The organism is Streptomyces sp. NPDC002958 (assembly GCF_055563255.1).
This window is the reverse complement of sequence record NZ_JBVHDS010000010.1, coordinates 181,740-208,419: the sequence shown is the minus strand read 5'-3', so window position 1 is coordinate 208,419 and position 26,680 is coordinate 181,740. Positions and strand designations below refer to the sequence as shown.

Below are 26,680 nucleotides of genomic sequence, written 5' to 3'. Positions count from 1 at the left end.
GTGGCAAACGACGATCCAGATCACCGCTGATATCCATGGCCATCTCACGCCGGACGCCGGTGGCAGACTGAGGTCCGTGATGGACCAGGTGCTGACCGGCGCTAGCGTAGTCGGCGATGTCGGCGGGGCCGGTGCTGGTTCGGCGCTGGTTCTGAGAGCGGAGTGAGGGGAAACGTGCAGGTCGGAGTGTCACATTGAGGATTCTGCACACATCGGACTGGCACCTCGGGCGCTCGTTTCACCGGGTCTCACTGCTAGAGGCCCAGGCCGCGTATCTGGACCACCTGGTGACGACGGTGCGCGAGCACGAGGTGGACGCGGTTCTCGTCGCGGGTGATGTGTACGACAGGGCCGTCCCGCCGCTGTCCGCGGTCGAGCTCTTCGACGATGCGCTGCACCGGCTCGCCGCCGTCGGTGTGCCCACCGTGATGATCTCCGGGAACCATGACTCGGCACGCAGGCTGGGCGTCGGCGCAGGCCTGATCGGGCGGGCCGGAATCCATCTGCGCACCGACCCCGCCCACTGTGCCACCCCCGTCGTCCTGCGCGACGCACATGGTGAGGTGGCGTTCTACGGGCTGCCCTACCTGGAACCGGCCCTGGTGAAGGACGTCCTCAAGGCGGAGCGCGCCGGACACGAGGCGGTGCTGGCCGCAGCCATGGACAGGGTGCGCGCCGACCTTGAGAGCCGCCCGGACACCACCCGGTCCGTGGTGCTCGCCCACGCCTTCGTCGCGGGCGGCGAGCCCAGCGACAGCGAGCGCGACATCACCGTCGGCGGGGTGGCCGCCGTACCCGTCGGCGTCTTCGACGGCGTCGACTATGTGGCGCTCGGGCATCTGCACGGCTGCCAGACGGTCACCGACCGGGTCCGCTACTCGGGCTCGCCGCTCGCGTACTCCTTCTCCGAGGTCGCCCACCGCAAGACGATGTGGCTGATCGACCTCGACGCCGCGGGCACGGTCGCCGCCGAGCGCATCGACTGTCCGGTGCCCCGTCCGCTCGCCAGACTCCGCGGTCGCCTTGACACCCTCGTCGACGAGCCCGCGCTGGAACAGCACCGGGAATCCTGGGTGGAGGCCACGCTCACCGACCCGGTGCGGCCGGTCGAGCCGATGGCCCGCCTCGTCGAGCGGTTCCCGCACACCCTCAGTCTCGTATTCGAACCCGACCGGGCCCCCGACGACCCGCTCGCCTCGTACGCACAGCGCCTCAAGGGGCGCGACGATCAGCAGATCGCGGAGGACTTCGTGGCACATGTGCGGGGCGGGTCCGCGGCGGATGAACAGGAGCGCACGGTGCTGCGTGGCGCTTTCGACCACGTACGGGTGGACGACGGTGTGCGCGAGGTGAACCGTTGAGACTCCACAGACTCACGCTCACCGCCTTCGGGCCGTTCGGCGCCACCCAGGACATCGACTTCGACACGCTCTCCTCGGCCGGGCTCTTTCTGCTGCACGGGCCGACCGGTGCCGGGAAGACCTCCGTCCTCGATGCCGTCTGCTACGGCCTGTACGGCGCGGTGCCCGGCGCCCGCCAGAGCCCCGGCACCTCGCTGCGCAGCGACCATGCCCCGGCGGAGCTCCCCACCGAGGTCAAGCTGGAACTGACCGTCGGCGGCCGGCGCTTCGAAATCACTCGGCGCCCCGCACAGCCCCGCCCGAAGAAAAAGGGCAACGGCTTCACGACGGAGAAGGCCCAGAGCTGGCTGCGGGAGTACGACCCCGACGACGGCTGGCAGCCGCTGAGCCGCTCACATCAGGAGATCGGTGAGGAGGTCACCCGGCTCATCGGGATGAGCCGGGACCAGTTCTGCCAGGTGGTGCTCCTGCCGCAGGGCGACTTCGCGCGCTTCCTGCGGGCCGATGCCGAGGCGCGCGGCAAACTGCTCGGCAGGCTCTTCGACACCCGCCGCTTCGCTGCGGTCGAGGAGCGCCTGGCCGAACTGCGCCGTACCACCGAAGCACAGGTCAGGGCCGGGGACGAACGCATCCTCGCGGTTGCCCAGCGGATCGCCCAGGCCGCCGGACCGGCCGCACGCGAATCTCCGCTGCCCGATATCCAGCCCGGCGAACCGGGGCTCGCCGACGGCGTGCTGGAGTGGGCCGCGACGGCCCGCAGCAGTGCCCGGGAACTGCTCGACATCGCCGCGTCCGTACTGTCCACGGCCGAAGGCCGGCAGGCGGCCGCCCGCCTGGCCCTCGACAGCGAACGCGAACTCGCCGACCTCCAACAGCGGTACGAGGAGACGCAGCGCCGCGCCACCGCACTCGAACTGAGCCGCCCCGACCACGACCGACTCCACGAACGCCTCGCGCGGGCCCGCAAGGCGGACCTCGTCGCCCCCGCACTGGAGCTGCGCGACGATGCCGAGCGCGCGTACCGGACGGCCTGCGAGACCCGTGACCACGCCCGTACGCTGCTGCCCGAAGCCCTGGCCGACGCCGGTGCCGAACAGCTGGCGGAACTGGAGCGAAGGCTCCGACAGGAACTCGGCGGACTGGACGCCGCGAGGCGCGCCGAGCGGCGCAGCGCGGAGATCGACGCCGAGAGGGCCGGACTGGAGCGCCAGGCCCGGGCCGACGACGAGCTGATCCACGAAGCGAGAGGCTGGCTGGCGGGCTGGGAATCCACCCGGCACGACCTGAGGGCACGCATCGAGGAGGCCCAGGAGGCCGCGACCCGCGCCGAGCAGCTCGCGGGTCGGCTGGAGCCTGCCCGCGCACGGCTGGACGCGGCCCGCCGCCGCGATGCGCTGGCAACCCAGGCGTCGGCCGCCGCCGAGCGGCTGGCCGTGGCCCGTGAGCAGGCCTCGGGCGCGCACGAGTCGTGGCTCGAGCTTCGCGAACGACGACTGCGCGACATTGCTGCGGAGCTGGCTGCGGAGCTGGTGGACGGCGAGGACTGCAAGGTCTGCGGCTCGGCCGACCACCCCAAGCCCGCCCGCGCGGCCGACGGGCATGTCGACCGGGCCACCGAGGAGCGGGCTCTCGAGGCGTACCGGTGGGCCGAGGAAGCGCGCACAAAGGCGGACCGGGAGCTCGGGGTCGTACGCGAGAAGCACACGGCGGCGCGCGCCGCCGCACAGTCGGCGGTGCCGCAGCCCAGGGACGGCGCCGATGCCGTTGAGCCGGCCGGTGCCGGGTGGGTGGCCGGGGCTGTTGCTGTTGAGCCTGCCATATCCGGGGAGTTGGCCGGCGGCGAGGCGGTTGTCATCGGTGTGGCCGGTGTCGAGAAGCCCCTTCCCGGTTCCGACGCCGAGACTGTCGCCGACCCCACCGTCACCGAACTCGGCACACTTGTCGACCGGTTGACGCGCATGCACGCCGAGGCGCACCGGACCGCCGCCGGTATGCACGCGGCGCGTGAGGCCCTCGCAGCCGCAGAGCGGGAACAGGCCGAGCGTCTTGAGGATCGGCAGCTGGCCGAGCGCCGGGCCGCTGCGCGTACCTCTCTGCGCGAGGGGCTGGACCGTGAACAGGCCGCGTTGGAAGCCGAGTTGGTGGCAGCCCGCAGTGAGTCCGGCAGCGTCGCCGCGCATGCCGGGCTGCTGGAGCGCCGGGTCGGTCTGCTGGCCGCGGCAGCCGAGGCGGTACGCGAGGAGGAGACGGCCGCACAGCGCCGCAAGGAGGCCGACGGCCGGCTCGCGGACGCCGCGTTCCGGGCCGGGTTCGACACTCCGCAGGCCGCGGCCGCGACCCTTCTCACCGATGCCGAACAGCGCGAACTCCAGCGCGTCATCGACGTCTGGCAGTCCGAGGCGGCTGCCGTCGCCGACCGTCTCGCCGAGACGGAGACCCGAGCCGCTGCCGACAACCGGCAGGCCGCGGTGGACGTCGCCCAGGCCGCGTACGACACGGCCGAGCGGGTGCTGCGGGACGCCTCCGCGACACTGGCCGCCGCACGCGAGCGCTGCGCCGAGCTCGGCCGGCTTTCGCGCAGCGCCACTGACGAGGTGTGCAGGCTCGGTCCGCTGCGCGAGGAGTACGACCGGGTGGCACGGCTGGCCGGGCTTACCGCGGGTACCTCAGCGGACAACGAACGCAGGATGCGGCTGGAGTCGTACGTGCTCGCCGCCCGCCTCGAACAGGTCGCCGCAGCCGCCACCGCACGGCTGCAGCGCATGTCGTCCGGCCGCTACACGCTGGTGCACTCCGATGCCCGCGCCGGAGGCCGCAGGTCGGGCCTCGGCCTGCATGTCGTCGACGCCTGGACCGGCCGCGAGCGCGACACGGCGACGCTCTCGGGCGGGGAGACGTTCTTCGCCTCGCTCGCTCTCGCGCTCGGCCTCGCCGATGTCGTCACCGACGAGGCGGGCGGCGTACGGCTGGACACCCTCTTCATCGACGAGGGCTTCGGCAGCCTGGACGACCAGACCCTCGACGAGGTGCTCGACGTACTGGACTCGCTGCGCGAGCGGGACCGCAGCGTCGGCATCGTCAGCCATGTCGCCGATCTGCGCCGCCGTATCCCCGCACAGCTCGAAGTGATGAAGGAGCGGCACGGATCGGCGGTACGGCACCGCACCACGGGCGAGGGCAGCGCCTGATGGCGCGCCGGGGGCTCACGGCCGGCAGCGAACCCGGCTTCGTACTCCTCGATTCGCGCTCCACCGAATCCTGGGACCAGGGGCAGGTCTCCGGCGCGGTCCCTCTGCCGACCGCCCTCATGACCGAGCAGGCTGGGAATCTCCTCGCCCCGGACGTTCCCGTGGTCACATACTGCTGGGGCCCGGGCTGCAGCGGCGGAACGCGTTCCGCCCTTGCCCTCGCCGAACTCGACTACCAGGTCAAGGAGATGATCGGCGGCTTCGAGCACTGGATGCGTGAAGGCTCCGAGTTCGAGACCTGGCAGGGACACGAAAGGTGCGAGGCCGATCGGCCCACCGCGCCGGTCGACTTCGAGGACTGCGGCTGCTGACCGGCCGGGCCGGACGGATGCCCCCTCCCGGCTGCTCCCGCCGGGGCGTTGACAGCGGCAGGGAGGGGGCGAGCGACGGGTCAGAGCTTGGACAGCTCGTCCACGAGATCGTCGAGTCCGAGCGGCCCCTGCGACAGGGCGGCCATGTGCCAGGCCTTGGCGTCGAACGCGTGACCGTGCGCCTTGCGGGCGTTCTCCCGGCCGAGCAGCCATGCGCGTTCGCCCAGCTTGTAGCCGATGGCCTGCCCCGGCATCGAGAGATAGCGGGTGAGTTCGCTCTCCACGAAGTCGGCCGGGCGGCCGCTGTGGTTGCCGAAGAATTCCTGGGCCAGCTCAGGAGTCCACCGCTCGCCGGGGTGGAACGGGGAGTCCGCGGGGATCTCCATCTCCGCGTGCATGCCGATGTCCACGATCACCCGGCAGGCCCGCATCATCTGCGCGTCCAGATAGCCGAGGCGGCGCTCGGCGTCCGGCAGGAAGCCCAGCTCGTCCATGAGCCGCTCCGCGTACAGCGCCCAGCCCTCGGCATTGGCGCTGACACCGCCGATCGACGCCTGGTAGCGGGAGAGGCTGTCGGCGACATGCGTCCACTGGGCGATCTGCAGGTGATGGCCCGGCACACCCTCGTGGTACCACGTGGAGACCAGGTCGTACACCGGGAAGCGGGTCTCGCCCATGGTGGGGAGCCAGGTGCGACCGGGGCGCGAGAAATCCTCGGACGGGCCCGTGTAGTACGGGGCCGCGGCGCCACCGGGCGGGGCGATGCGGGACTCCACCTTCCGTACCCGTTCGGCGAGTTCGAAGTGCGTACCGTCCAGCGCCTCAATGGCCTCGTCCATCAGACTCTGCAGCCAGTCCCGGACCTCGTCCACCCCCTCGATGTGCTTGCCGTGCACATCCAGATGGGCCAGCGCCTCCCAGGGGCCGGCGCCGGGCAGGACCTTCTCGGCCTCGGTCCTCATCTCGGCGAGCAGCCGGTGGTACTCGGACCACCCGTACGCGTACGCCTCGTCGAGATCCAGGTCGGTGCCGTTGAAGTAGCGCGACCAACGCGCGTAGCGCTCGCGGCCCACCGTGTCGGGCGCGCCCTCGATCGCGGGGGCGTACACATCGCGCATCCAGTCGCGCAGCGCCACGACCGACTCCGTGGCCCGTCGGGCGCCGACGTCCAGATCGGTACGCAGCGACGCGGGGCCGACGGCCGCGAAGTCCTGGAAGAAACCTGTCCCGCCGTCGCCGGCCCACTCGCCGAGCTGGTCGATGAAGGTGGCGGTGGCGCGCGGACCGCCGTACAGCTTGCGCTCCAGGCCGAGCGCGAGCGATTCGCGGTAGCCCTCCAGCGCGGCGGGAACCGCTCGCAGCCGGTCCACGACCGACGCCCAGTCCTCGTCGGTCTCGGTCGGCGTCACCGTGAACACTTCACGGATGCTGTGCGCCGGGGAGGCGAGGTTGGAGACCGTGCGAAGCCCCTCATCCGCTTCGTGGACGGCCAGTTCCGCCGTGAGGCGCTCACGCAGCAGGCGGCCGCAGCGGCGCTCGGCATCGCTGTCCGCGCCGGGCAGCTGTTCGGCGGCATCGAGCTTCACCAGGGTGGTGCGGGCGAGCTCGGCGAGAGCTTCCTGCCCCGCGGGGGAGAAATCGGGAAGGCGACGCGAGCTCTCCGCGACACCCAGATAGGTGCCGGCGATCGGGTCGAGCTCGATGAATGCGTCGACGTAGGCGTCGGCGACCTGACGGGGCAGCGCGCTGCTGGGAAAGTCTGACATGCGGACATCCTCGTACGGCGGAGGCCTCCGCGTCTTCATTCTTCGGACTCAGTGGCTTTTCCCGGACGATCCTACGGACGGTGGCAGCAGCGGTCCGCACTCCCACTGCTGGAATATCAGCCGGGTCTCGACCCGAGCCACTTCACGGCGTGAGGTGAATTCGTCCAGCACGAGGCGTTGCAGATCCGCGGTGTCGGTGACCGCGACATGGACCAGATAGTCGTCGGGCCCCGTCAGATGGAAGAGCGCGCGGGACTCGGGCAGCGTCCTGATGCGTTCGACGAACGGGCCGATGAGCTCTCTGCGGTGCGGACGGACCTGTACGGAGAGCAGCGCCTCCAGGCCGCGGCCGAGCCGCGCCGGGTCCAGCCGCAGCCGGTGGCCGAGAATGACACCGGAGCGGCGCAGTCTGGTCACCCGGTCCAGACAGGTCGACGGGGCGACGCCGACCTCGGCGGCCAGTTCGCGGTAGGTGGTCCGGGCATCGTTCTGCAGCAGCCGCAGAATGTGCAGGTCCACCGGGTCAAGAACGACTGAATCGGCCATCTGTCGAACGTAGCACGGGACATGCTCATGAAGGCCCGGTGTTTGTTCAGAGTGGTGTCATGGACACCGAATCCTCGATGGCGCCCTCGACGACAACCCGGTCCAGGGCGCTGGCCACCGAAGCCGTGCACGCAGGCCGCGACGATCTCGCGGCCCTCGGCCTGCACGCCCCGCCGATCGACCTGTCCACCACGTACCCCTCGTACGACTCCAGGGGCGAGGCCGAGCGGATCGACACCTTCGCCGCCACCGGCGCCAGGCTCGAAGGGCCGCCCGTCTACGCACGGCTGGACAACCCGACGACGGCCCGCTTCGAGACCGCCCTCGCCCGGCTCGAAGGAGCGGAGAGTGCCGTGTCGTTCGCCAGCGGAATGGCGGCGCTCACCGCCGTCCTGCTGGTCCGGGCGAGCATGGGGCTGCGGCATGTGGTCGCCGTCCGCCCGCTCTACGGGTGCAGTGATCACCTTCTCGGCGCCGGTTTGCTGGGCACCGAAGTGACCTGGACCGACCCGGCGGGCATCACGGAGGCGATCCGTCCGGACACCGGTCTGGTGATGGTGGAGACGCCCGCCAACCCGACGCTCGCCGAGGTCGACATCCGTGCGATCGCGCACTCCTGCGGTTCCGTGCCGCTGCTCGTCGACAACACCTTCGCCACGCCCGTACTCCAGCGACCCGTCGAACACGGCGCACGGATCGTGCTGCACAGCGCCACCAAGTACCTCGGTGGGCACGGCGACGTGATGGGCGGGGTTGTCGCCTGCGACGAGGAGTTCGCGGCCCGCCTGCGGCAAGTGCGCTTCGCCACCGGCGGGGTGCTGCACCCGATGGCGGGGTATCTGCTGCTGCGCGGCCTCGCCACGCTCCCGGTCCGGGTGCGGGCGGCTTCCGCGAGCGCCGCCGAACTGTCCCGCAGACTGACAGCCGATCCGCGTATCGCCCGGGTTCACTACCCGAAGCTGGGCGGTGCGATGGTTTCCTTCGAGGTGTATGGGGATCCACACCAGGTGATTTCGGCCGTACGGCTCATCACGCCCGCGGTCAGCCTCGGCAGTGTGGACACCCTGATCCAGCATCCGGCCTCCATCAGCCACCGCATTGTGGATGAGGGGGACCGGCAAAAGTCCGGCGTCGGGGACCGGCTGCTGCGGATGTCGGTCGGTCTGGAGGACGTCGAGGACCTGTGGGCCGATCTCTGCCAGGCGCTGAGCTCGCAGGATGGGGGCCGTAAGGAGGCCGACCGCCCTGAAGCCCGCCGCCGGGAAGTGTCCCGTCGGGAAGCCCTCCGTCAGGAAGTCCCGCTCCCGCAGGTCAGCGACCGGCCTGCTCGTGCGGGGGCAGCGACCGAACCGGAGCCGCGCCCAGCCGGGCGGTGATGACCAGCGTGCCCTCCTCGATCTGGTAGTCCAGTGGCAGGGACAGCGCGCGCATGGCGGCGACCATGCCGGTGTTGGACGCCTGGGTGACGGCGTAGACACTCTCGCAGCCCCCCTCGATGGCGAGCGTCACCAGGCGGCCGAGGAGCTCGGAGCCGATCCCCCGGCGCTGCCACTCGTCCTCGACGAGGAGGGCGACCTCGGTCTCGTCACCGTCCCACAGGAGGTGGCCGAGGGCGACCAGCCGGCCCGAGGCCGTCTGCACGGCCAGGGTGCGGCCGAAGCGGGGACTCATCAGGTGGTCCAGGTAGCGGTCGGCGTCGCGGAGCGGGCCGTGGTACCGCAGCCGCAGCGTCTGCTCGGAGCAGCGGTCGTGCATGGCGCGGGCTGCTTCGAGGTCACTGCGATCCGCGCGGCGCACGGTGATCTCGTTGCCCTCGGGAAGGGTGAGTACCTGCTCGCTGCGCGGGACGCGGGGGCGGAGCAGGGCGTCGAGCTCGACCAGGGCGCGGGCCCGGGCGAACTCGGTCGGGGTGAACGGAAGGTAGGGCCGTTCGATGGTGATGGTGTCGCCGGACGGGTCGCGCAATCGCATCACCGTCTCCTCCAGCGCGCCTTCGACGGGCGCCGTCTCATTGATTGTGCGGCCGATGATGGAGACGGCGGGCATCGAGTGGATGGTGCAACGGCCGAGCAACTGACGCAGGGCGAGGGGGAGTTCGGCCGCGTCCAGCGCCGTGCGCGTGGCGAGACCCAGGATGTGTGTCGGGGCGTCCACCAGATCGTGTGCGTCGGCCCGCTCGATCCAGGTGGAGCCGCCCCCCGCGGCGGAGATCGCCCGGCTCAGCTGTTGGGCCTGGAGCGGGGCGGGGGCGCGCAGCAAGAACTCGTCGACCGTGCCCTGTGCCAGCGGGTGTGTCTGCAGGGTGAGGATGTCGACCCGGTGCCGGGCGAGCGCGATGCACAGGGCGGCCAGGCTGCCCGGGGTGTCCCGCACCGTGGTACGCATCCGCCACAGCACCGTGTCCTCGGGGGAGGGGTACGGGCCCGCGGCGGCGGGCGTGGTCACGAGAGCGGTCGCGGAGGCGTCGGTGCCATGGGGCGAGGTCGCGCGGTGGCCGTCGGCGATGAGATCGGTGCCGGTTGGCGGCGGGGCGTGGCTGTGTCGCCGTGCCCACCAGGTGTGGAACGCCGCCGTTACCGCCAGAGCCAAGGCCGAGGCGATCAGTAGATACGGTCCGTCCGGCTGGTGCCCGATCAGGTTGGCGATCGCGTCGGCCACCGCGACCGCGGTGAACAGCGCGGCCAGCTCGGTCACATCCCGCCGCCAGTGGTGGGAGCGGCGGGCAGTCTTGGCGGATGTCGCATCAGTCATGCCTTCACTGTGACCGAGCGGTGTTGCCTGATCACGAACGCTCTGTGACTGATGGGTTAAGTGTGGATCCAGCCCCCTATCATCGTTTTCGGTGGATTAGTACCGTGATCGATTGCGGTTTCGCAGCAGCACGCAGGACCGTCGGCCCCGGGCCACGAGTCGCCGGTGAGGCAGCCCCTGTCCGGCCCCGGGCCATGGGTATAGGGCCCGGACAGGAGCCGTCGGGCCGGACGGCTCCCGCCCCGCCCGGCCCGGGCGAACCCATCGACCGGACAGGCCGCTACGGGGTACACCACGATGTCCTGGACCGTCACGTCAGTGTCGAACCCCGCTCCCAGGCGGCCTTGAGACGCACCGCTTGACGTACCAGCTGCGAGGATCCGCCGCGCGCGGCCATTTTGGCGAGCCCGGGTATCGGCTCGCTACCCACCGGACCACAGTGCTCCGCGCACTCGGCGGCCACGGAGAGCAGGTCGCTCAGCCCGCGAGGTCCTTTCTCGTGGGCCAGCAGCCCCGGCAGAGCGGCGGTCAGCACTGTGAGCACCGTCCGGTACGCGCCGGTGGCAGCCGCGGTACGGGTGGAGTCCGCGAGCCGATTGGGCTTCATCAGGTTGTATTCGAGGAGGAGCGCCAGCTCCTTGCCGAGCAACGCCGCGTCCAGCCGCTGTTGGGCCGCGAGCGTCAGTAGGGCGTCCACCGCCGACAGCCGGTCTTCCGGATGCCGGGCTCCCATCGCGTACGCCACGGTCAGATGGATGGCCTCGGCGGCCGGCCCGCCCAGTTCGGCGAGCGCGGTCAGCGGCTCGGCCGTGCCCCGGATTTCATCGGTCGTGCCGGTCGCGAGCATCGGCAGCAGCCATGCGGCCAGCGTCTCGCCGTCCTCGGGCAGAGTGGCGAGCCAGGGCCACGGGTGATAGCCCCAGTGATAGCAGAGGCGGCGTTCCGGGACATGCGGATGGCCCAGCCAGTGGAAGGAACGAGGGAACTCCTGCTGGATGAACGGGCGTTCCTTGGTAGCCATCAGGACACGCCGTGTCCAGTGGGCAGGCTGCTGTGCCCAGCCGCCGGCCGTGGGCTTCTCCTTCTCCAGATCGAACCGGAACGCGGGCGCGAGCGGCTCGCCCGTCCGTAGCCAGGCAGCCAGCCGGTCACCTTCCCGGGTGCCGAGCAGGGCGGCCGCCGCCGCGGCCTTGTGCTGACCGTTGCGCCGTACGCGCAGCAGGGCCTGGGCGAAGTCGGCGTCCCCGGGCGAGATCCCGAGCCGCTGATACGTACGCAGTCGCTCGACCAGCACGGCAGGGTCGAGCGAGCCGGTGTGCCACGTCGGGAAGGCCAGCAGGAATGGCGCGCTGCCGCTCAGCACGGCGTCGGCGGCCTCCCACAGCCGGGCCTTCAGCACCCCGTTGAGCGCGGCGTGGACGCAGGTCCCGGTGCCGGTCCAGGCGGCACGCCCGTCCTCCACGGCCTGTACCGACACCCGTCCGAGCAGTACGGCCACGACGAGCTCGATGCCCGCCTCCGAGCTGAGCCGCCGCTCGACAACGGACAGCTGCACCTCGTCGAGCCACCACTGACCCGCCAGCGCATCACGCAGCGCGCCGGTCAACGCCGACCGGTCGATGTGGGCGTGGCGGATCAGCCCGTCCAGCGCACGCTCGAAGGCGGTGACATCCGGCGATGAGGATCTCGCCAGGACCACCACCTCCTCGACGAGCTCGGACAGTCTCGCCGGTGCCGGTTCGAGACGCTGCGGGACCGGAGCGGGGGGCAGCAGTTCCTCGTACGGCTCCGCCGCCGAGCGGTCGGCCGGCAGATCACCGAACACCTCGGCCACCGCCGTGCGGTGCGCGGGACCCAACAGTTGGGCGGACAGGGCAAGTTCTTCCCGCACCGCGTCATCGACCGCAGGCAGATACCGCGCCACGAGTTTCAGCGCCCGTTCCTGGATGGAGATGTCCTCGTGCCCGAAGGCCTCGGCGACAGCGGGCAGCAGCTCGTCCGCGGTCGACGGATCGCGGCGCAGTGCCTTGCCGAGCAGCGTGAGTTGCGCCCGGACCAGCTTCTTCTCGGTGCGGAACAACATCGAACCCGAGACATCCGCCAGGGCCCGTACGGTCAGCTCACCGCGCTCGTCCAGCCGGGCAAGCACATCCTGGGCATGGCCGGCCACGGTCGAGATCCCGTCCGCCACCATGCCGATCCAGTCGGCGACCCGCTCGGCCTCCTCCTGCTCGGTCAGTGCGAGGCGACGCAACACGACCAGGAAGAAGCGCATGTCCCCGGGCTTTCCGCCACGCAGCAGCCGGGTCACACAACCATTGACGAGCACCGACCGCTCCAGCAGGCCCTCGTCGGCCAGGGCGGCCAGCGCCTCGGGCCAGCGGCACGGGTTGTCGGGTTCCTCGAACCAGGCCACCTGTGCCGGCAGCTCCGCCACCTCGAAGAGCCGCGGCACCAGATGGGTCAGATGCGGGTCGGCACGAAGGATGTCGACCAGTGGTCGCCTCCTCTGCCGCTGCCACGAAGCCGACGAGACCGCCTCGGCCCAGCCCCGCCCGAAGCCGTCCGTGGTGGGCACCGGGCACTGAGCGATCTGCACCAGCCCGCAGATCAGCTCGTATGCGGTCTCCGCCGTCGTGGCCCGCGCCGCCAGGCGATGCGCGACATCACCGAGCCAGGCGGGGTCGCGGTCCGCGAGAACTTTGAGGACCAGCGGGTAGGGGGGCTGCATCCAGTCGGGCAGATCCCGGCCGCCGATCCAGGTGGCGCAGGCCGCAGCCCCCGTGTGACAGCCCGCTCCGGCTACCAGCAAGCCCTTCCAGACCTTTTCCTGCTTGTGCCAGTGCCAGCCCCGTACCTCCTTGCGGAGCGACTTCAACTCTTCCAGGGCCGACTTGCGTTCGGCCCGGTCCATCCGGGCCAGCAGGGCCGGCACGTCTTCCTTGCGCCCATTCCGTACGGCGGTGAGCAGCTCCTTCATCGCACACCATCGGCAACCGGCGCACCGCGGCGGACCATCCGGACGGCCAGCGCGTGCTTGCACGGGCCCCGACGACCGCGGTAGTCGATCCACCACTGGCACGTACAACTCAGCATCCCGTCCTTCTCCCTCACTTGGTAACGGCGCTCTCCCGAGGTCACGGCCGCCACGTCCCCGTTGAGCACGACGGCGCCCGTGACGGCCAGCTGTCGGGCCGCCACCAGCCGCGGATTGTGCCGCTCGGCCCGGTCGGCGTCGTACGGCAGTTCGCGGTGGAAGTAGGCCGCGTCGGCGAGGTCGTAGCCGACCCGGCCCGCCGTCCCCAGCCGGGTGAGCCCGGCCCGTAACCGCTCAACCGTCAGACCAGACTGCTCCGCCAGGTCGGCGGGATCGATCCGTGGCTCCCAGGCCAGCAGCACGGACACCAGCTCGGCGTCGGCCGCGGCATCGTCGGTGGCCAGCGGATCGAGCACCCCGCCCTCACCGGAGAACCCGCGCGAGGCATCGGGCGACAGCGTCAGTGTGAACCGCATGCCAGGCAGCACCACCTCCCAGGCGCTCGCGGTTGCCGCCCCGTCGGCCACCGGCCCGTACACCCGTAGCGATGTGGCATGACGCAACACCCGCTGCAGCGTCACCAGCCGTTCCGGACCCGGCAGGCACACTGCCCCCGCCACCGGCCGTGTCGTCGGCCGCAGTGTCTTCCCGGCGGGAACCACCCACTGCGCGCCCCGCGATGCATTCCCCGAGGTACGAGGCAGCGAACGCAGGAACCGGACGGCCTCCGCCGCCGGCAGCTCGGCCCGCAGATCGAAACCCGCGGACACCACCTGGGCCTCGGCGAAGCCGCGCAGCCACCGGTCGGGCAAGGGCACCTTCTTCTCCACGACCGGACCGTCCATCGTGGTGACGGCCATCTCGTCCGGGCCCACCCGCATGTGCAGCGGATCGTCTCCGGCTATCCGTGAAAGCGCCTCCCGCAGCGGGTTGTTGACATCCACGTTCGTCGTGCCGTGCCCCGTCTGCACACCGTCCAGACCGTCCTGAAGCACATCGAGGCGTGCGTACACGCCGCAACAGCCGGAGAACGACTCAAAGCGCAACCGGTCGCCGTTGCCCGTCACCACCGGGTCGAGCGACGCGGACAGGGTGCGCTGGTAGTAGCGCGTGGACGCCACGTCCGCCACAGCCAGCAGACCGCGGGCAGCGATCACCGGCGATGTGAGAAAGCCGGAGAAGAACCGGGGGTGGGGCTCGGTGCCACGCGGTGTGAGACCACCGGCGGTCTCCAGACCGAGGAGATTCCCGGTCTGTGAGGACGCCAGAGCGGACGGGCGTGCGTAGGCCAATGCCTGAACGGATCGGGTCATGCAAGAACCGTAGAACCCACCACTGACAACCGGCCTCCTCCCAGAACGGTGCGAAGTCCTTGAGCGCTGCGCGTTCGGGCTCGTAGCGCTGTGCCAATGTGTAGTGGACATAGGCCGTCAGCCAGACGACAGGGCCGTCACCGACCGCTCGAGTTTCTCCAGGTCCATCTCCAGCGCCAGCAGGCCGCCGAGCGAGTTGCCGGCCACATGCGGCCGGTCCAGGCCGAGTTCCTCGCAGAACGCACCGAGCACCGGGACCACGCTCGCCAGGTCGTAGGGAACACCGTCGGGCAGTGCCGGGGAAACACCGAAACCGCAGAGGTCCACGGCTATCACATCCCGTTCCAAGGCCAGGACGGACAGCACTGGATCCCAGGCCTGACGGTGGTGGCCGATACGGTGGAGCAGAAGCAGCGGCTCCCCGAAACCGGTTCGTTTCTACGCCGCGGAAACGGTCCGGGGCCCTCGCGGTGAGTCGACACCGAACCAGAACCTGGTGGCCATGCTGGTGCTCCCAGGTGATCAGGCATGAATGATCCATGCCTGAAGGTGACTTGGACGTCTCGTCAATAGCAATTACCGCTCGGTACTTGCAGCTCAAGAGGGCCGGGCGATTCGTGCTGGACAGGCGGCCCGCGTGTCGGCTGGGATGGAGGGGTGACAGCCGACACCGCGACCGACATCTTCGAGGACCACCGCCCTGTGCTCACCGGCGTTGCTTACCGCATGCTGGGCAGGATCGTTGACGCCGAGGACGTGGTGCAGGAGGCGTGGCTGCGCTGGTCGTCCGCATCGCGTGAGGATGTACGGGAGCCGCGCGCCTTCCTCGTGAGGATTACCACCCGACTCGCGATCGACCGGTTGCGGCAGGCGCGGTCGCGGCGCGAGGCGTACGTCGGACCATGGCTGCCGGAGCCCTTCGTCACCGACTTCGGGCCGGCCGTGCCCGATACCGCGGAACAGGCCGTGCTCGCCGACTCCGTATCGATGGCCGTCCTTGTCGTCCTCGAATCGCTGTCACCGCTGGAACGGGCCGTCTTCGTTCTGCGTGAGGCGTTCGGTTTTCCGTACGCCGAGATTGCCGCCACCCTGGATCGGTCCGCGGCCGCCGTACGCCAGCTCGCGGGACGTGCGCGGCGCCATGTCGAGGAACGCAAGCCGCGCTACGACGTCGACCCGGCCCAGCGCCGTGACCTCACGGAGCGGTTCCTCGCTGCTGCGGCGGGCGGTGGCATCGAGGAGCTGCTGGCCCTGCTCGCGCCCGATGTGCGGCTCGTCGGTGACAGCGGCGGAAAGTCCAAGGCGCCACTGCGGGTCATCGAGAGCGCCGACAAGGTCGGCCGCTTCCTCTTTGCCGTTGCCCACGGTCAGATCCCGGACTTCGATATCCGGATCCTGGAGATCAACGGTGGGCCGGGCCTGCTGGTGCTCTCGGACAGAAAGCCCGACACCGTCCTCCAAGTGGACGTCAATAACGGGCTCATTCAATGCGTATATATCGTGCGCAACCCCGACAAGCTCGTTGGCCTGGCTGGAGAGTAGCTGGACCTCCCGGCCGCTGGGCCCGCTCTCAACCCGTGCAAGCGCCTCCGATCGCCCTGTAATCCCTTTGCCGCCCCTGCCCTGAGCCCCACGGTCATGCCGGCCGTGGGCCTTGTGCTGCGGGCGGCTCACAGCCCCACGAACGTCCTGTGAACGCTTTGCGGCGGAGCCTTGTTTCACTGCGTGACCGAAGGAGGATTGGTCTTGACCAAGGGGGTGTCCCGTCCTATGGTCTCAAAGTTAAGACAGGAACCTTTAATGAATAACGTCGCGGAAAAGCCGCTGGGCGATTGCGGAGGACAGGGTGGGGACCACGCAGCTGGAAACGGTGCAGGAGCCGAAGTACTGGCACCTCAAGACCGTGCTCAGCGAGGCACTCGACTCGGACTTCGCGGTGGGCGAGATCCTGCCCAACGAGCGTGAGCTTGCCGCCCGGTTCGGAGTCGCCCGAGCCACGCTCAGGCAGGCTCTGGAACAGCTCGAACTCGAAGGCAGACTGCAGCGCCGCCGCGGCGTCGGGACCACCGTCGCCCCGCCGCGCGTCGGGGTCGCCGTCTCCACAGCACAGCGGGACTGGTCCGACGGCGGTACCGGCGAGGCATGGCAGCCCGTGGACTGCACGACGGCGGTCGCACCGGCATCCGTGGTGGCCATGCTCGGCGTGGACGGCGACGAGCCGGTACACATCGTCCGCCGGATCCGGGTCACCCACGGACAGGCGATCGCGGCGGAACTGCTGTACGTCCCGTCGTCGTCCGTGCCCGAACTCTCCGCGATCGATGCCCCGTCCGGTCCCGCCCGGGCCCGCAGCGTCCTGCGTGAGCTGCACTGTCTCGGCCTCGACGGCCAGGACCGTTCGGTGGAGCTCGGCTCGGCGCGCGTGGACGACGCCAAGGAGCTCGACCGGCTTCCCGGCGCCCCCGTTCTCGTCGTCACCACCCGCTACCTCGTGGCGGGCGGCACCGCTGCGCTCTCCGTCGCCACCTACCGGGCCGACACCTGTCGGCTCACCTTCGGTGACTCGGGCGATCTGGAGATCAGCCATCACGGCCAGGAGCGCCAGGCCTCCTGAGCACGTCCGGCCCCGTCGGCCGCTGACGTTCAGGCTCAGCGGCGGCCCGTCACCGCTCCCTCCACCGCGAAGAGCTGCTCCTCGACATGGTCGAGAGCCAGTCGCAGGGCGCCCGTGGCCACTGCCGCCTCGTCCTCCTGCTCGTGCGCATGTCAGGCGGATGGTACTCGCTGCCCGGGTGCAGGGCGACTGCGGGCCGGAACGGGCGTGCGGAAGCGGCGGGCTTCAGCTCGGCGCGACGAATCCGGATTCGTACGCTGCGATCACCGCCTGGGTACGGTCCCTCGCACCCAACTTGGCCAAGACAGCGCTGACATGGGTCTTCACCGTCTCGACTCCGACCACGAGCTTGGCGGCGATTTCCGCATTCGATAGACCGCGGGCCATTAGCCGGAGGACCGCAGCCTCCCGCTCGGTGAGCGATGCCTGGTCCATGGCCGCGCGCGCCTTACTTGTGCCGTACTCGGCGGCGAGCTGCCGGACCGCTGCCGGGAACAGCAACGACTCGCCCTCTGCGACCAGACGCACCGCATGCACGATCTCGGCGGGCCGGGCACGTTTGAGGAGAAAACCGTCCGCTCCGGCACGCAGCGCCTCGTACACGTACTCGTCGTTCTCGAATGTGGTCACCACCAGGATCTTCGGCGGATCCGGCACGGTGCGCAGCACCACCCGCGTGGCCTCTATGCCATCCATCAGAGGCATCCTGACATCCATGGCCACCACATCGGGGCGCAGTTGACGCAGCAACGGGATCACTGCGGCGCCGTCGCCCGCCTCGCCCACCACCTCGATATCGGGCTGAGCCTCAAGAACCGCGCGCAGCCCCGCGCGGACGAGGGGTTCGTCGTCGACCAGAAGAACGGTTACCGGCATTGGATCAGCCTAGGCCCTTCAACGGAAGGCTCGCGTGCACCCTCCATTCACCATTGTGCGGACCCGTCCTGACTCTTCCGCCCAGTAGTGCGGCCCGCTCACGGATGCCCCGCAGCCCGCTCCCGCCACCAGGCGTACTCGTCGAATCAGTCAGCGGGTTGGTCACCTCCAACTCCAGCCGACCCTTCGCGACGCTGATCCGCACCCGGACGGGAACCACCCCGGAGTGACGCAGCACGTTGGTGAGGGATTCTTGAAGGATGCGATACCCCTCACGGGAGACCGCCCCCGGAAGCCGCTCCAGCGGACCGGACACGTCCGCATCGATCTTCGCCCCCGAGCCACGCGCGGAGTCCAGGAGCCGGTCCGCTTCCGCGAGCGTCGGCCGCTGTCCCACCGGCGGTCCCGATTCGCGCAGCACCCGCAGAACCCGCTCCAGATCGTCGAGCGCGTCCCGCCCGGTCTCCTCGATCGCTGCCAGTGCCCGCTCGGTGAACTCCGGGTCGTGCGCCGCCCGGGCCGCACCTGCCTGCACGACCGCGACCGTCAATGCGTGGCCGATGGAGTCGTGCAACTCCCGTGCGATGCGGTTGCGCTCCAACAACTGTTCGGTGCGCTCCTCCAGAGCGGTCAATCGTTGCACCGGCGAGGGGCCGAGGAGCCGACGGGCGATCATGGTGATCAGTTCGCCGCCCACCACGACCACGGCCAGCAGGACCAAGAGGGGAAGAGGGGCGAGCAGGGCGTACCACCAGTGCGGCTCCACCCCGCGGACCATCCATTTGTTGCTCGGTCCGTCGCCCGACGCGGTGAGTACGAGGTCAACCGCAGTCGCCGACAGCCAAACTGTCGCAAACCACACGGGGGCGGCGAGCAGCAGTCGTATCTCCAGCCACAACACGGTGCGCCAGCGATCCGCCCAGGTGGCCGCAGCGGCTGTGGAGATCGCGGCGCCGGAGCTCCCTTGCTCCGCGGGTGTGAGCAAGAGTTGTGCCTGAACCCCCTCGGCCAGCCGCATGCCGGGCAGCAACCCCACTGGCACAGCGAACACCATGGGCGCCCACGGTGTGTCCGTGGAGATGAACAACCACACGCTGCAAATCGCTCCCGGGATGAGGAGATGCAGCCACCGGGTGAAGGTGGCAGAGGTGGTCAGCAGGCGGAGAAAGCGGAACATGCTGTCATCGTGTCAGCCGGCACGGGCACGACGGCTCCCCCGTGCGGGGGAGATGATTCCCACCCCGGGGGGAGGCCAGAAGCTGGGCACGGCCGCGAGGCTGAGGACATGACCAGCATCGATGTTCATGAGCTCACGAAGGAATACGGCACGACTCGCGCCGTGGACAGCCTCGCGTTCAGCGTGCGACCCGGCCGCGTCACCGGCTTTCTCGGCCCCAACGGCGCCGGCAAGTCCACCACCATGCGACTCGTTCTCGGCCTGGACCGGCCCACCGGCGGAACAGCCACGATCGGCGGGCAGCCCTATGCCACGCTCGACGATCCGCTGCGCCGGGTGGGAGCCCTGCTCGACGCCCAGGCCGCCCATGGCTCGCGTACCGCGCGCAATCACTTGCTGGCTCTCGCAGTCAGTAACGGTATGGGGGCGCGCAGAGTGGAGGAAGTTCTGGAAGAGGCAGGCCTCGGCGCTGTCGGCAGAACGCGCATCAGGACGTTCTCACTCGGCATGCGACAGCGGCTGGGCATAGCGGCTGCCCTGCTCGGTGACCCGGAGGTCGTCATGCTGGACGAACCGTCCAACGGATTGGATCCCGAAGGCATCATCTGGATCCGTGAGCTGATGAAGCGGCTCGCCCGAGAGGGCCGCACAGTCCTGGTTTCCAGCCATCTGATGAGCGAGACATCGTCGTTCGCCGACCACCTGGTGGTCCTCGGCCGGGGCCGGCTCCTCGCCGATCTGCCGATGCAGGATTTCCTGGACTCCCGCAGCCGGCCCCGGGTGCGGGTGCGGGTGCGTACGAGCGAATCCACCCGTCTGTGCGATGCCCTGATCCGCGAGGGATATGAACCTGCACAGGGTGACGACGGACGTTGGACCGTCGAGGGTGCGAAGGCAGGGGAGATCGGTGCGATTGCCGCCGCCGAAAGCATTGCCGTGCTTGAACTCATCGACGAGCAGACCACGTTGGAACAGGCCTACCTCGACCTCACCGCCAGCACCATGGACTTCGCGTCCGCAGCGACCTCGTCTACCCACCGTCAGGAGGTTTGACCATGTCGACCACAGCAGTGCTGCGCTCCGAGTGGATCAAAATCAGATCCGTGCGGTCCGTCATCGGATCCTTGCTGGCAGTCTTCCTCGTGACGCTCGCCATCACCGCGCTCGTATTCCCCACCGTTGGCCAGGCCGAGGCGGACGATGTGAACGCCGAGCCGGTCTTCGACGCCTTCTATGCACTGAACTTCGGCCAGATCGCGGCCATCAGTTTCGGGGCTACCGCGATTTCGTCCGAGTACCTCAACGGCGCTCTGCGGATATCGCTCGCCGCCGTGCCGCGCCGCAATCTCTTCTACGCGGCCAAGATGACTCTCGTCGGTGCGCCGGCTCTTGTCGTCGGCCTTGCTACCAGCTTCAGCGCCTTCCTGGTGGGACAGATGGTCATGGGGAAGTACGCGATTGACCTGGGGGAGCCGGGCGCCCTGCGGGCAGCCTTCGGCGGCGGGATATATCTGGCCCTGATGGCCCTGTTCGCGGCCGGACTGACGGTACTGTTGCGCAGCGCCGTGGCCGTGCTCAGCCTGCTCATTCCGTTCGTTCTCATCGTCTCGTTCGTGGTTGGAGACGTCGCAGGTGGCGCCGCGCAATATCTGCCCGATCGGGCGGGACAGTTGGTGCTCCACCAGAACCCCGCAGGCAGTCTCGGACCATGGAGCGGGCTTGCAGTGACCGCAGCGTGGGCAGTGGCCGCACTGTTGGCAGGCTGGTGGGCGATCCGGCGCAGGGACGCATAGCCCGCTGCCATGTCCACGTCCTCAAGCAAGCGGCGCGAGACGGCTGAAAAACGCTCAAAGCTAATGATGCGGAGCGGGTTGTCAGTGCTGGGCGGTTTACTGGCGGCATGACCACCGCACATCACCTCCGCCTCATCGACGGGATGCGTACCCGGGACTTTCCCGCGGAGCGCATTCAGTCAGGCTCGGGAGTCAGCGGGCCCGGCTATCACACAACGTCCTTGCACGCGGACACCGATCACTGGGACGACGACGAGGCAAGGCGACTGGAACACCGGGCCCAGTGTCTCGCAGAGCATGACGCGCTGCTGACGCTGCTCACCAGCCGCTGGGGCGAGCCGCAGACGATCAGTCTGTGGAGTGTGCAGGAGCGGATGATGGCCGGTGAGGAGATTCCGGAGGCGTGGGCCGAGTCGGTTGCGGGGTGCGATTACCTCCAGCTCTGGCGGATCGAGGACCGGTGGGTCTCCATGGGGCTCTACCTGGAGGAGGAAGGACCCGGCTGTGAGCTGAGCGTCGTGGTGACGGAGATTGCCCCGCCGTGACATGAGCAGGCCTCTGCCCGCTGAGACGGAACCCGTCAGCCGTCAACTGGGGCCGACCCGGGTTCTTGCCCTCCGCGAGGGGTCCCTACGCCGACTCTCCGCGACGGTTCCCGACGCCAGCCCTCTGCGATGGGAGACGAACCGGCCACCATCTCAGCCCCCGTGCTGCGGCCGGTCACGGCTACAGCAGCACCCCTGCGCGCACCCGCACCCACAGCCGCGGCTGTGCGGCCATCGAGGTCAGCCCTCGTGCAGGGTGCCGGCCGGCTGTCAGGCTCCTTCGGTGGTGATGATGCCGTCGTGTTCGACGGAGGCGCGGAGGCGTCCGTACTCCTCCGCCATAGTCTGAGGGGTCCAGTGGGCGTTCAGGCCGCTGGGGTTGGGCAGGGCCCAGACCCCGGCGCCGCCGATTGTGTGGTCCTGCGGACCGATCCGGGCCGTGCGCTTGCCGAAGGCCGTGCGGTACGCAGTGACCCCCACGATCGCCAGCCACTGTGGTCGCAGCTGCTCGACCTTGGCAGCCAGGATCTGTCCACCCTCGCGGAACTCCTCGGCGGACAGCTCGTCCGCCCGCGCAGTGGCCCGGGCGACCACATTGGTGATGCCCAGGCCGTATCGCAGCAGCTCGGTCTGTTCTGCCGGCTTCAATTGCCGAGGGGTGAAGCCGGACCGATGGAGTACAGGCCAGAAGCGGTTGCCGGGGTGGGCGAAGTGGTGGCCCGTTGCTCCTGTCATCAGGCTCGGGTTGATTCCGCAGAACAGCACACGCAGGCCGCCCGCGACCACATCGGGAACGGTGCGGTCGCGGGCGGCCCGGAGCTCTTCGGGTGTCATCCGGCTGTCGCGGCGGCTGTCAGAGGATGGAGCCCGGCGTGTATCCGGCGGCCTCGGGGTGCTGCTTCGCGATCTCCTCGATGCGGGAGATCAGCGCGGTGACCTGGTCGCCCGCCGCTCCCGTGAAGGAGAGCTTGTCGGCCATCAGCGCGTCCAGCTGAGCACGGTCCAGCGGGAGGCGCTCGTCGGCGGCCAGCTTGTCGAGCAGCTCGTTGCGCTCGGCACCCTGCTCGCGCATGGCCAGGGCCGAGGCGACCGCGTTCTCCTTGATCGCCTCGTGGGCGACCTCACGTCCGACACCGGCGCGCACCGCACCCATGAGGACCTTGGTCGTGGCGAGGAACGGCAGGTAGCGGTCCAGCTCGCGGGCGACGACGGCCGGGAACGCGCCGAACTCGTCGAGCACCGTCAAGAAGGTCTCCAGCAGACCGTCGAATGCGAAGAACGCGTCCGGGAGCGCCACCCGGCGGACCACGGAGCAGGAGACATCGCCCTCGTTCCACTGGTCGCCCGCCAGCTCGCCGGTCATCGACGCGTAGCCGCGCAAGATCACCATCAGGCCGTTGACACGCTCGCAGGAGCGGGTGTTCATCTTGTGAGGCATCGCGGACGAGCCCACCTGACCCGGCTTGAAGCCCTCGGTCACCAGCTCGTGCCCGGCCATCAGACGGATCGTCTTCGCGACCGACGAGGGCGCCGCGGCCAGCTGCACCAGTGCGGTCACCACGTCGTAGTCGAGCGAGCGCGGGTAGACCTGGCCGACCGAGGTGAAGGCCTGAGCGAAACCGAGGTGACCGGCGATGCGCTGCTCGAGGTCGGCGAGCTTTCCGGCGTCGCCGCCCAGCAGGTCGAGCATGTCCTGGGCCGTCCCCACAGGTCCCTTGATGCCCCGCAGCGGGTAGCGGCCCAGCAGGTCCTCGAGCCGCCCGTAGGCCACCAGCAGTTCGTCCGCCGCGGTCGCGAAGCGCTTGCCGAGCGTGGTCGCCTGCGCGGCGACATTGTGGGAGCGGCCGGCCATGACCAGCTCGCGGTACTCGCCCGCAAGCTTGCCGAGCCGGGCCAGGACCGCCACTGTGCGGTCACGCATCAGCTCCAGGGACAGCCGGATCTGAAGCTGTTCGACGTTCTCGGTCAGGTCCCGGGAGGTCATGCCCTTGTGGACCTGCTCATGACCGGCGAGGGCGTTGAACTCCTCGATGCGGGCCTTGACGTCGTGGCGCGTGACCTTCTCGCGCTCGGCGATCGAGGCCAGGTCGACCTCATCGACGACACGTTCGTAATCGGTGAGGGCGGCGTCCGGCACCTCGATCCCGAGGTCCTTCTGAGCGCGCAGCACCGCCAGCCACAGTCGGCGCTCCAGCTTCACCTTCTGCTCGGGGGACCAGAGAACGGCCAGCTCCGTGGAGGCGTAGCGGCCGGCAAGGACATTGGGGATGCGAGGCTTCGCAGACACAGCAGTCACGTGTCCAGAGTTTACCTGTCGTCCTCAGTGGTTCGTGAGCGTCCGCAAAGTCCATAAGGTCCAGGTCGGAGGGTCGGAGGCTCCTGGACCACCGGCAGGCCGATGAGCGCGTCCCGCACCGTCACGGCGCCGTCCCTTGACCACGGCCCGGACGCCTCGCCTGCCCGGCTTGGCGCACCGGCCACACCGAGTACCCGGTCGAGTGCCGGATCGTGCGAGGTTGTCGGCTACGCCATGGCCGACCACCACCGCGCCTCCCTGGTCGTCGACGCTGAGCACCTCCCACGGCCGGGGTGGCCTGCGACCCGGTTGCATCGCGCACGCGGATCGCGGCAGCGAACACACATCGGCCGCTTTGCTTCGTCGAGATGCTCCGTCGCTTTGGGTCACAGGACGGCGAAGGCGTCCTCCACGGCTTCGCACGTAGCGTCCACGTCGTCCTCCGTGACAGTGGCGGCGACGAACCAGCAGGCCATGCCGTAGGCGTTGGTGTGGATTCCCCGTTTGAGGAGTTCATGGCGGAAGGCGTTGTAGCGGGCCTGGTCGGTGCGGAGCAGGTCGCGGTACTGCCGGGTCGGTGCGCCATCAGCGGTGAAAACGGTCTGAAACATGGCGCCGACGCCCTGCACCGAGCAGGGGATGTGCCGGTCGTGGGCGGCCCGCCGGATTGCCTCCATGATTCGCCGACCGCTCTCGTCGATCCGCTTGGTGACGTCCGGCTGGTTCAGCTGCTGGAGGGTGACGAGTGCGGAGGTCGCGCACAGTGGTGAGGCGTTGTAGGTCCCGCCGTGCTTGACCTGCCCCTGTGCCAGAGGTTCCATCACGTTCCGCTGCCCCGCGAAGGCGGCGATCGGGACGCCGCCACCCAGCGCCTTGGAGAAGATGGCGAGGTCCGGAACGACCCCGAACATTGTCTGGGAGCCCCCGGGGCCGGTGCGGAATCCGGTACAGACTTCGTCGAAGACGAGCAGGATTCCACGTTGTGTGCATTCCTCACGCAGCAGGTTCAGGAATCCCGGCGCGGGCATGGTGCAGGCGTTGTTGGCGACGATCGGCTCGCAGATGACGGCAGCGAATTCCCCACGATGGGCGTCCAGGACGGCGCGGAGCGCGGCGGGATCGTTCCACGGGCAGACGACCACGTCGCCGACGACCCCCGCTGGAATGCCGGGGGAATGGGGTACGGGGTGTGGAGTGGCGTAGGGGCCGGCCTCGGAGGCGGCGGGACGATTGGATATGGCCAGGCTGTCGGTCCAGCCGTGATAGTGGCCCTCGAACTTGAGGATCGTCGAGCGCCCGGTGTACCCGCGGGCGGCGCGCACGGCCCCCTGCACCGCTTCGCTCCCCGAGTTGGCGAACCGGACAAGCTCCGCACAAGGCACCATGTCACATATCAGCTCGGCGAGTTCCACCTCGGTGGTGTTGCAGGTGCCGAACATCGTGCCGGTGTGCAGGACCGCGGTGAGCGCATCGGTGAGCTGCGGGTGGGCATGCCCCAGCACCGCGCTGCCGTAGGAGATGAGGTAGTCGAGGTATTCGTTGCCGTCGACGTCCCGGATGCGCGTACCGGACCCGCTGGCCATGTAGAGCGGATAGGGGTGCGGGCCGGTCGATGTCAGCCGGGAGGAGGAGCTGATGCCGCCGGCCAGCGATGTCTGGGCGCGGTCGAACCAGGCCCGGCTGCTGTCGGACCCGCCCAACGCCTGTATATGGCCATTCATGTGCGGCTCCTGTTTGGGTGAGGGGTGCTCGGGCACGCTCGGAGAGCCCTTCGTACGCATGGGTTTCCCTGAAGAGAGGTTGGGTGGGACGTGGCTGGGGGAACGGCTGTCGTCACGGGAGCGGGAAGCGGAATCGGGCGGGCGTGCGCACTGGGTCTGCTGGCGGACGGCTGGACGGTGGTCCTGGTGGGCCGGCGCAAGGAACCGTTGGAGGAGACGGTGGCGCTCACCCCGGCCGCCAGTCGTGCCCGCGCGGTCCCGTTCCCCGCGGACATCACCGATTCCGCGGCCGTGGACAGCCTGTTCGGGTACGTCGTGGACCGGTTCGGGCGGTTGGACGTGTTGTTCAACAACGCTGCCGACACCATGCCGTACACCCCGACCGAGGAGGTGGGCATCGAGGACTGGCACCGCGTGATGGACTCCATCGCCACCGGAACCTTCCTGTGTTCCCGCGCCGCCTTCCGGGTGATGAAGCAGCAGGCACCGCGCGGGGGACGGATCATCAACAACGGGGCGCCTTCCGCTCAGGTTCCCCGGCCGGACTCCATCGCGTTCACCGCGGCCAAGCACGCGGTGGCCGGGATGACACGCTCGCTTTCCTTGGACGGCCGCCACTACGACATCTCCTGCGGCCAGATCGACATCGGCAACGTCACCCCGCAGGACCGTCCTCAGCCGGCTGTCCTGCAGGCCGACGGGTCACGGCGGGTGGAACCCACCATGGACGTGGGGCACGTCGTCGACATGGTGCGGACCATGGCCGGCCTGCCCCTCGGAGTGAACATCCAGTCCGTCCTGGTCATGCCCAGTGCAATGCCGTACGTGGGCCGGGGATAGCCCGGCCACGTACGCTTCGAACCGGTTGCCGGGCACCAGGTGCCCTGCCCGGGCCCAGGCGAGCATGCGGTGCAGCCCGTCCAGGTGGATCAGCCCCTCGCGGACCGACAGCAACTCGTAGTCACGCCCCGGAACGGGCCGTGTGCTCAGGAACGGGGCAAGGTGAGCAGCTGTGCTCTGACGGGCGAGTTTGAACGCGCACAACGGATTGGTGCGGGCGTACGAGCTGTCGAGCATCGCGAGCCGGTCCGCCGCCGCGGCCACGGTCAGCCCGGTCCTGGGAATCAGTTCCACTTCTCCGTCCTCGCCCAGGTGCCAGGGCAGCACCACGTTTCGGACCTCCGGCCCTTCCAGCAGGACCCGGTGCCAACGGCCGCGCATCTCCAGTTCGGCGTTGCGGATGTGCCCCTCGGCCTCGTCGTTTGAATTGGCCTGGTCGGATGCGTCGAAGGGGTGCTCTTGGGTGAAGCGGTCCATGACCGCGT

20 protein-coding genes and 2 pseudogenes are annotated in these 26,680 nt (G+C 69.5%); 10 read left to right on the top strand and 12 right to left on the bottom strand.

The window, feature by feature from the left end:
- Positions 1 to 194: 194 nt before the first annotated feature.
- From ACZ3IC_RS20025 to ACZ3IC_RS20015, 3 genes are read left to right on the top strand one after another with little or no spacing between them, the layout of a single operon-like run.
- Positions 195 to 1,361, top strand: coding sequence for an exonuclease SbcCD subunit D (locus ACZ3IC_RS20025; protein WP_467417830.1), 1,167 nt, complete (start codon positions 195 to 197; stop codon positions 1,359 to 1,361).
- The gene (locus tag ACZ3IC_RS20020; RefSeq protein ID WP_467417828.1) at positions 1,358 to 4,549 is read left to right on the top strand and encodes an AAA family ATPase; all 3,192 of its coding nucleotides are present in this window, start codon (positions 1,358 to 1,360) and stop codon (positions 4,547 to 4,549) included. The genes ACZ3IC_RS20025 and ACZ3IC_RS20020 overlap by 4 nt, the downstream gene beginning before the upstream one ends.
- A complete protein-coding gene (locus tag ACZ3IC_RS20015) occupies positions 4,549 to 4,920 on the top strand; it encodes a rhodanese-like domain-containing protein (RefSeq protein WP_467417827.1) in 372 nt (123 codons plus the stop codon). Before ACZ3IC_RS20020 ends, ACZ3IC_RS20015 begins: the two co-directional genes overlap by 1 nt.
- 80 nt (positions 4,921 to 5,000) lie before the next feature.
- On the opposite strand, the gene ACZ3IC_RS20010 is transcribed toward ACZ3IC_RS20015, so the two are convergent.
- Together ACZ3IC_RS20010 and ACZ3IC_RS20005 are read right to left on the bottom strand one after the other, a co-directional pair.
- The gene (locus tag ACZ3IC_RS20010; RefSeq protein WP_467417825.1) at positions 5,001 to 6,686 is read right to left on the bottom strand and encodes a DUF885 domain-containing protein; all 1,686 of its coding nucleotides are present in this window, start codon (positions 6,684 to 6,686) and stop codon (positions 5,001 to 5,003) included.
- A 48-nt stretch (positions 6,687 to 6,734) separates the two neighbouring features.
- Positions 6,735 to 7,232: an Lrp/AsnC family transcriptional regulator gene (locus ACZ3IC_RS20005; RefSeq protein WP_467417824.1), complete on the bottom strand. Its 498-nt coding sequence runs from the start codon at positions 7,230 to 7,232 to the stop codon at positions 6,735 to 6,737.
- A gap of 59 nt (positions 7,233 to 7,291) precedes the next feature.
- On the opposite strand from ACZ3IC_RS20005, the gene ACZ3IC_RS20000 reads away from it, so the two are divergent.
- Positions 7,292 to 8,608 (top strand): trans-sulfuration enzyme family protein, encoded by a 1,317-nt coding sequence (locus ACZ3IC_RS20000; protein WP_467417822.1) that lies wholly within the window; start codon positions 7,292 to 7,294, stop codon positions 8,606 to 8,608.
- Here ACZ3IC_RS20000 and ACZ3IC_RS19995 read toward each other — a convergent pair.
- From ACZ3IC_RS19995 to ACZ3IC_RS19980, 4 genes and pseudogenes are all read right to left on the bottom strand, one after another.
- Positions 8,544 to 9,983, bottom strand: a complete 1,440-nt coding sequence (locus ACZ3IC_RS19995) for a GNAT family N-acetyltransferase (protein ID WP_467417821.1) — start codon at positions 9,981 to 9,983, stop codon at positions 8,544 to 8,546. The genes ACZ3IC_RS20000 and ACZ3IC_RS19995 overlap by 65 nt on opposite strands.
- A 310-nt stretch (positions 9,984 to 10,293) precedes the next feature.
- Positions 10,294 to 12,963 carry a DUF7824 domain-containing protein gene (locus tag ACZ3IC_RS19990; protein ID WP_467417819.1) on the bottom strand — a complete coding sequence of 890 codons (2,670 nt, stop codon included), beginning with the start codon at positions 12,961 to 12,963 and terminating at the stop codon, positions 10,294 to 10,296.
- Positions 12,960 to 14,333 (bottom strand): SWIM zinc finger family protein, encoded by a 1,374-nt coding sequence (locus ACZ3IC_RS19985; RefSeq protein WP_467417818.1) that lies wholly within the window; start codon positions 14,331 to 14,333, stop codon positions 12,960 to 12,962. Before ACZ3IC_RS19985 ends, ACZ3IC_RS19990 begins: the two co-directional genes overlap by 4 nt.
- Positions 14,334 to 14,459: 126 nt before the next feature.
- Positions 14,460 to 14,837 (bottom strand): annotated as a pseudogene (locus ACZ3IC_RS19980) (alpha/beta fold hydrolase); the annotation flags it as partial.
- Between the two features lie 153 nt (positions 14,838 to 14,990).
- Between ACZ3IC_RS19980 and ACZ3IC_RS19975 the strand changes: the two are divergent.
- A complete protein-coding gene (locus ACZ3IC_RS19975; protein ID WP_467417816.1) occupies positions 14,991 to 15,875 on the top strand; it encodes an RNA polymerase sigma-70 factor in 885 nt (294 codons plus the stop codon).
- Between the two features lie 304 nt (positions 15,876 to 16,179).
- The gene (locus ACZ3IC_RS19970; protein WP_467417815.1) at positions 16,180 to 16,947 is read left to right on the top strand and encodes a GntR family transcriptional regulator; all 768 of its coding nucleotides are present in this window, start codon (positions 16,180 to 16,182) and stop codon (positions 16,945 to 16,947) included.
- Between the two features lie 225 nt (positions 16,948 to 17,172).
- On the opposite strand, the gene ACZ3IC_RS19965 is transcribed toward ACZ3IC_RS19970, so the two are convergent.
- Both ACZ3IC_RS19965 and ACZ3IC_RS19960 read right to left on the bottom strand, forming a co-directional pair.
- Positions 17,173 to 17,823 carry a response regulator gene (locus ACZ3IC_RS19965; protein WP_467417814.1) on the bottom strand — a complete coding sequence of 217 codons (651 nt, stop codon included), beginning with the start codon at positions 17,821 to 17,823 and terminating at the stop codon, positions 17,173 to 17,175.
- 4 nt (positions 17,824 to 17,827) lie between these two features.
- Positions 17,828 to 19,000, bottom strand: a complete 1,173-nt coding sequence (locus ACZ3IC_RS19960; protein WP_467417813.1) for a sensor histidine kinase — start codon at positions 18,998 to 19,000, stop codon at positions 17,828 to 17,830.
- A gap of 108 nt (positions 19,001 to 19,108) precedes the next feature.
- Here ACZ3IC_RS19960 and ACZ3IC_RS19955 point away from each other — a divergent pair, with 108 nt between their 5' ends.
- The 3 genes from ACZ3IC_RS19955 to ACZ3IC_RS19945 all read left to right on the top strand — a co-directional run bounded on the left by ACZ3IC_RS19955 (position 19,109) and on the right by ACZ3IC_RS19945 (position 21,338).
- On the top strand, positions 19,109 to 20,053 hold the full coding sequence (locus tag ACZ3IC_RS19955) for an ATP-binding cassette domain-containing protein (protein ID WP_467417812.1): 945 nt from the start codon (positions 19,109 to 19,111) through the stop codon (positions 20,051 to 20,053).
- Positions 20,054 to 20,055: 2 nt separating this feature from the next.
- A complete protein-coding gene (locus ACZ3IC_RS19950) occupies positions 20,056 to 20,793 on the top strand; it encodes an ABC transporter permease (protein ID WP_467417811.1) in 738 nt (245 codons plus the stop codon).
- 107 nt (positions 20,794 to 20,900) lie between these two features.
- Positions 20,901 to 21,338, top strand: coding sequence for a hypothetical protein (locus ACZ3IC_RS19945; RefSeq protein ID WP_467417809.1), 438 nt, complete (start codon positions 20,901 to 20,903; stop codon positions 21,336 to 21,338).
- Positions 21,339 to 21,608: 270 nt separating this feature from the next.
- Here the strand turns inward: ACZ3IC_RS19945 and mug are convergent, their stop codons facing one another.
- The 3 genes from mug to ACZ3IC_RS19930 form a co-directional block, all read right to left on the bottom strand.
- Positions 21,609 to 22,172 carry a G/U mismatch-specific DNA glycosylase gene (gene mug / locus ACZ3IC_RS19940; protein WP_467417808.1) on the bottom strand — a complete coding sequence of 188 codons (564 nt, stop codon included), beginning with the start codon at positions 22,170 to 22,172 and terminating at the stop codon, positions 21,609 to 21,611.
- Positions 22,173 to 22,191: 19 nt separating this feature from the next.
- Positions 22,192 to 23,634 carry an adenylosuccinate lyase gene (purB, locus tag ACZ3IC_RS19935; RefSeq protein ID WP_467417807.1) on the bottom strand — a complete coding sequence of 481 codons (1,443 nt, stop codon included), beginning with the start codon at positions 23,632 to 23,634 and terminating at the stop codon, positions 22,192 to 22,194.
- Positions 23,635 to 24,020: 386 nt separating this feature from the next.
- Positions 24,021 to 25,355, bottom strand: coding sequence for an aspartate aminotransferase family protein (locus ACZ3IC_RS19930; protein WP_467417805.1), 1,335 nt, complete (start codon positions 25,353 to 25,355; stop codon positions 24,021 to 24,023).
- Between the two features lie 90 nt (positions 25,356 to 25,445).
- On the opposite strand from ACZ3IC_RS19930, the gene ACZ3IC_RS19925 reads away from it, so the two are divergent.
- Positions 25,446 to 26,195: an SDR family oxidoreductase gene (locus ACZ3IC_RS19925; RefSeq protein WP_467417804.1), complete on the top strand. Its 750-nt coding sequence runs from the start codon at positions 25,446 to 25,448 to the stop codon at positions 26,193 to 26,195.
- Between the two features lie 39 nt (positions 26,196 to 26,234).
- Here the strand turns inward: ACZ3IC_RS19925 and ACZ3IC_RS19920 are convergent.
- A pseudogene (locus ACZ3IC_RS19920) lies at positions 26,235 to 26,672 on the bottom strand (DUF6309 family protein); the annotation flags it as partial.
- Between the last annotated feature and the right edge of the window lie 8 nt (positions 26,673 to 26,680).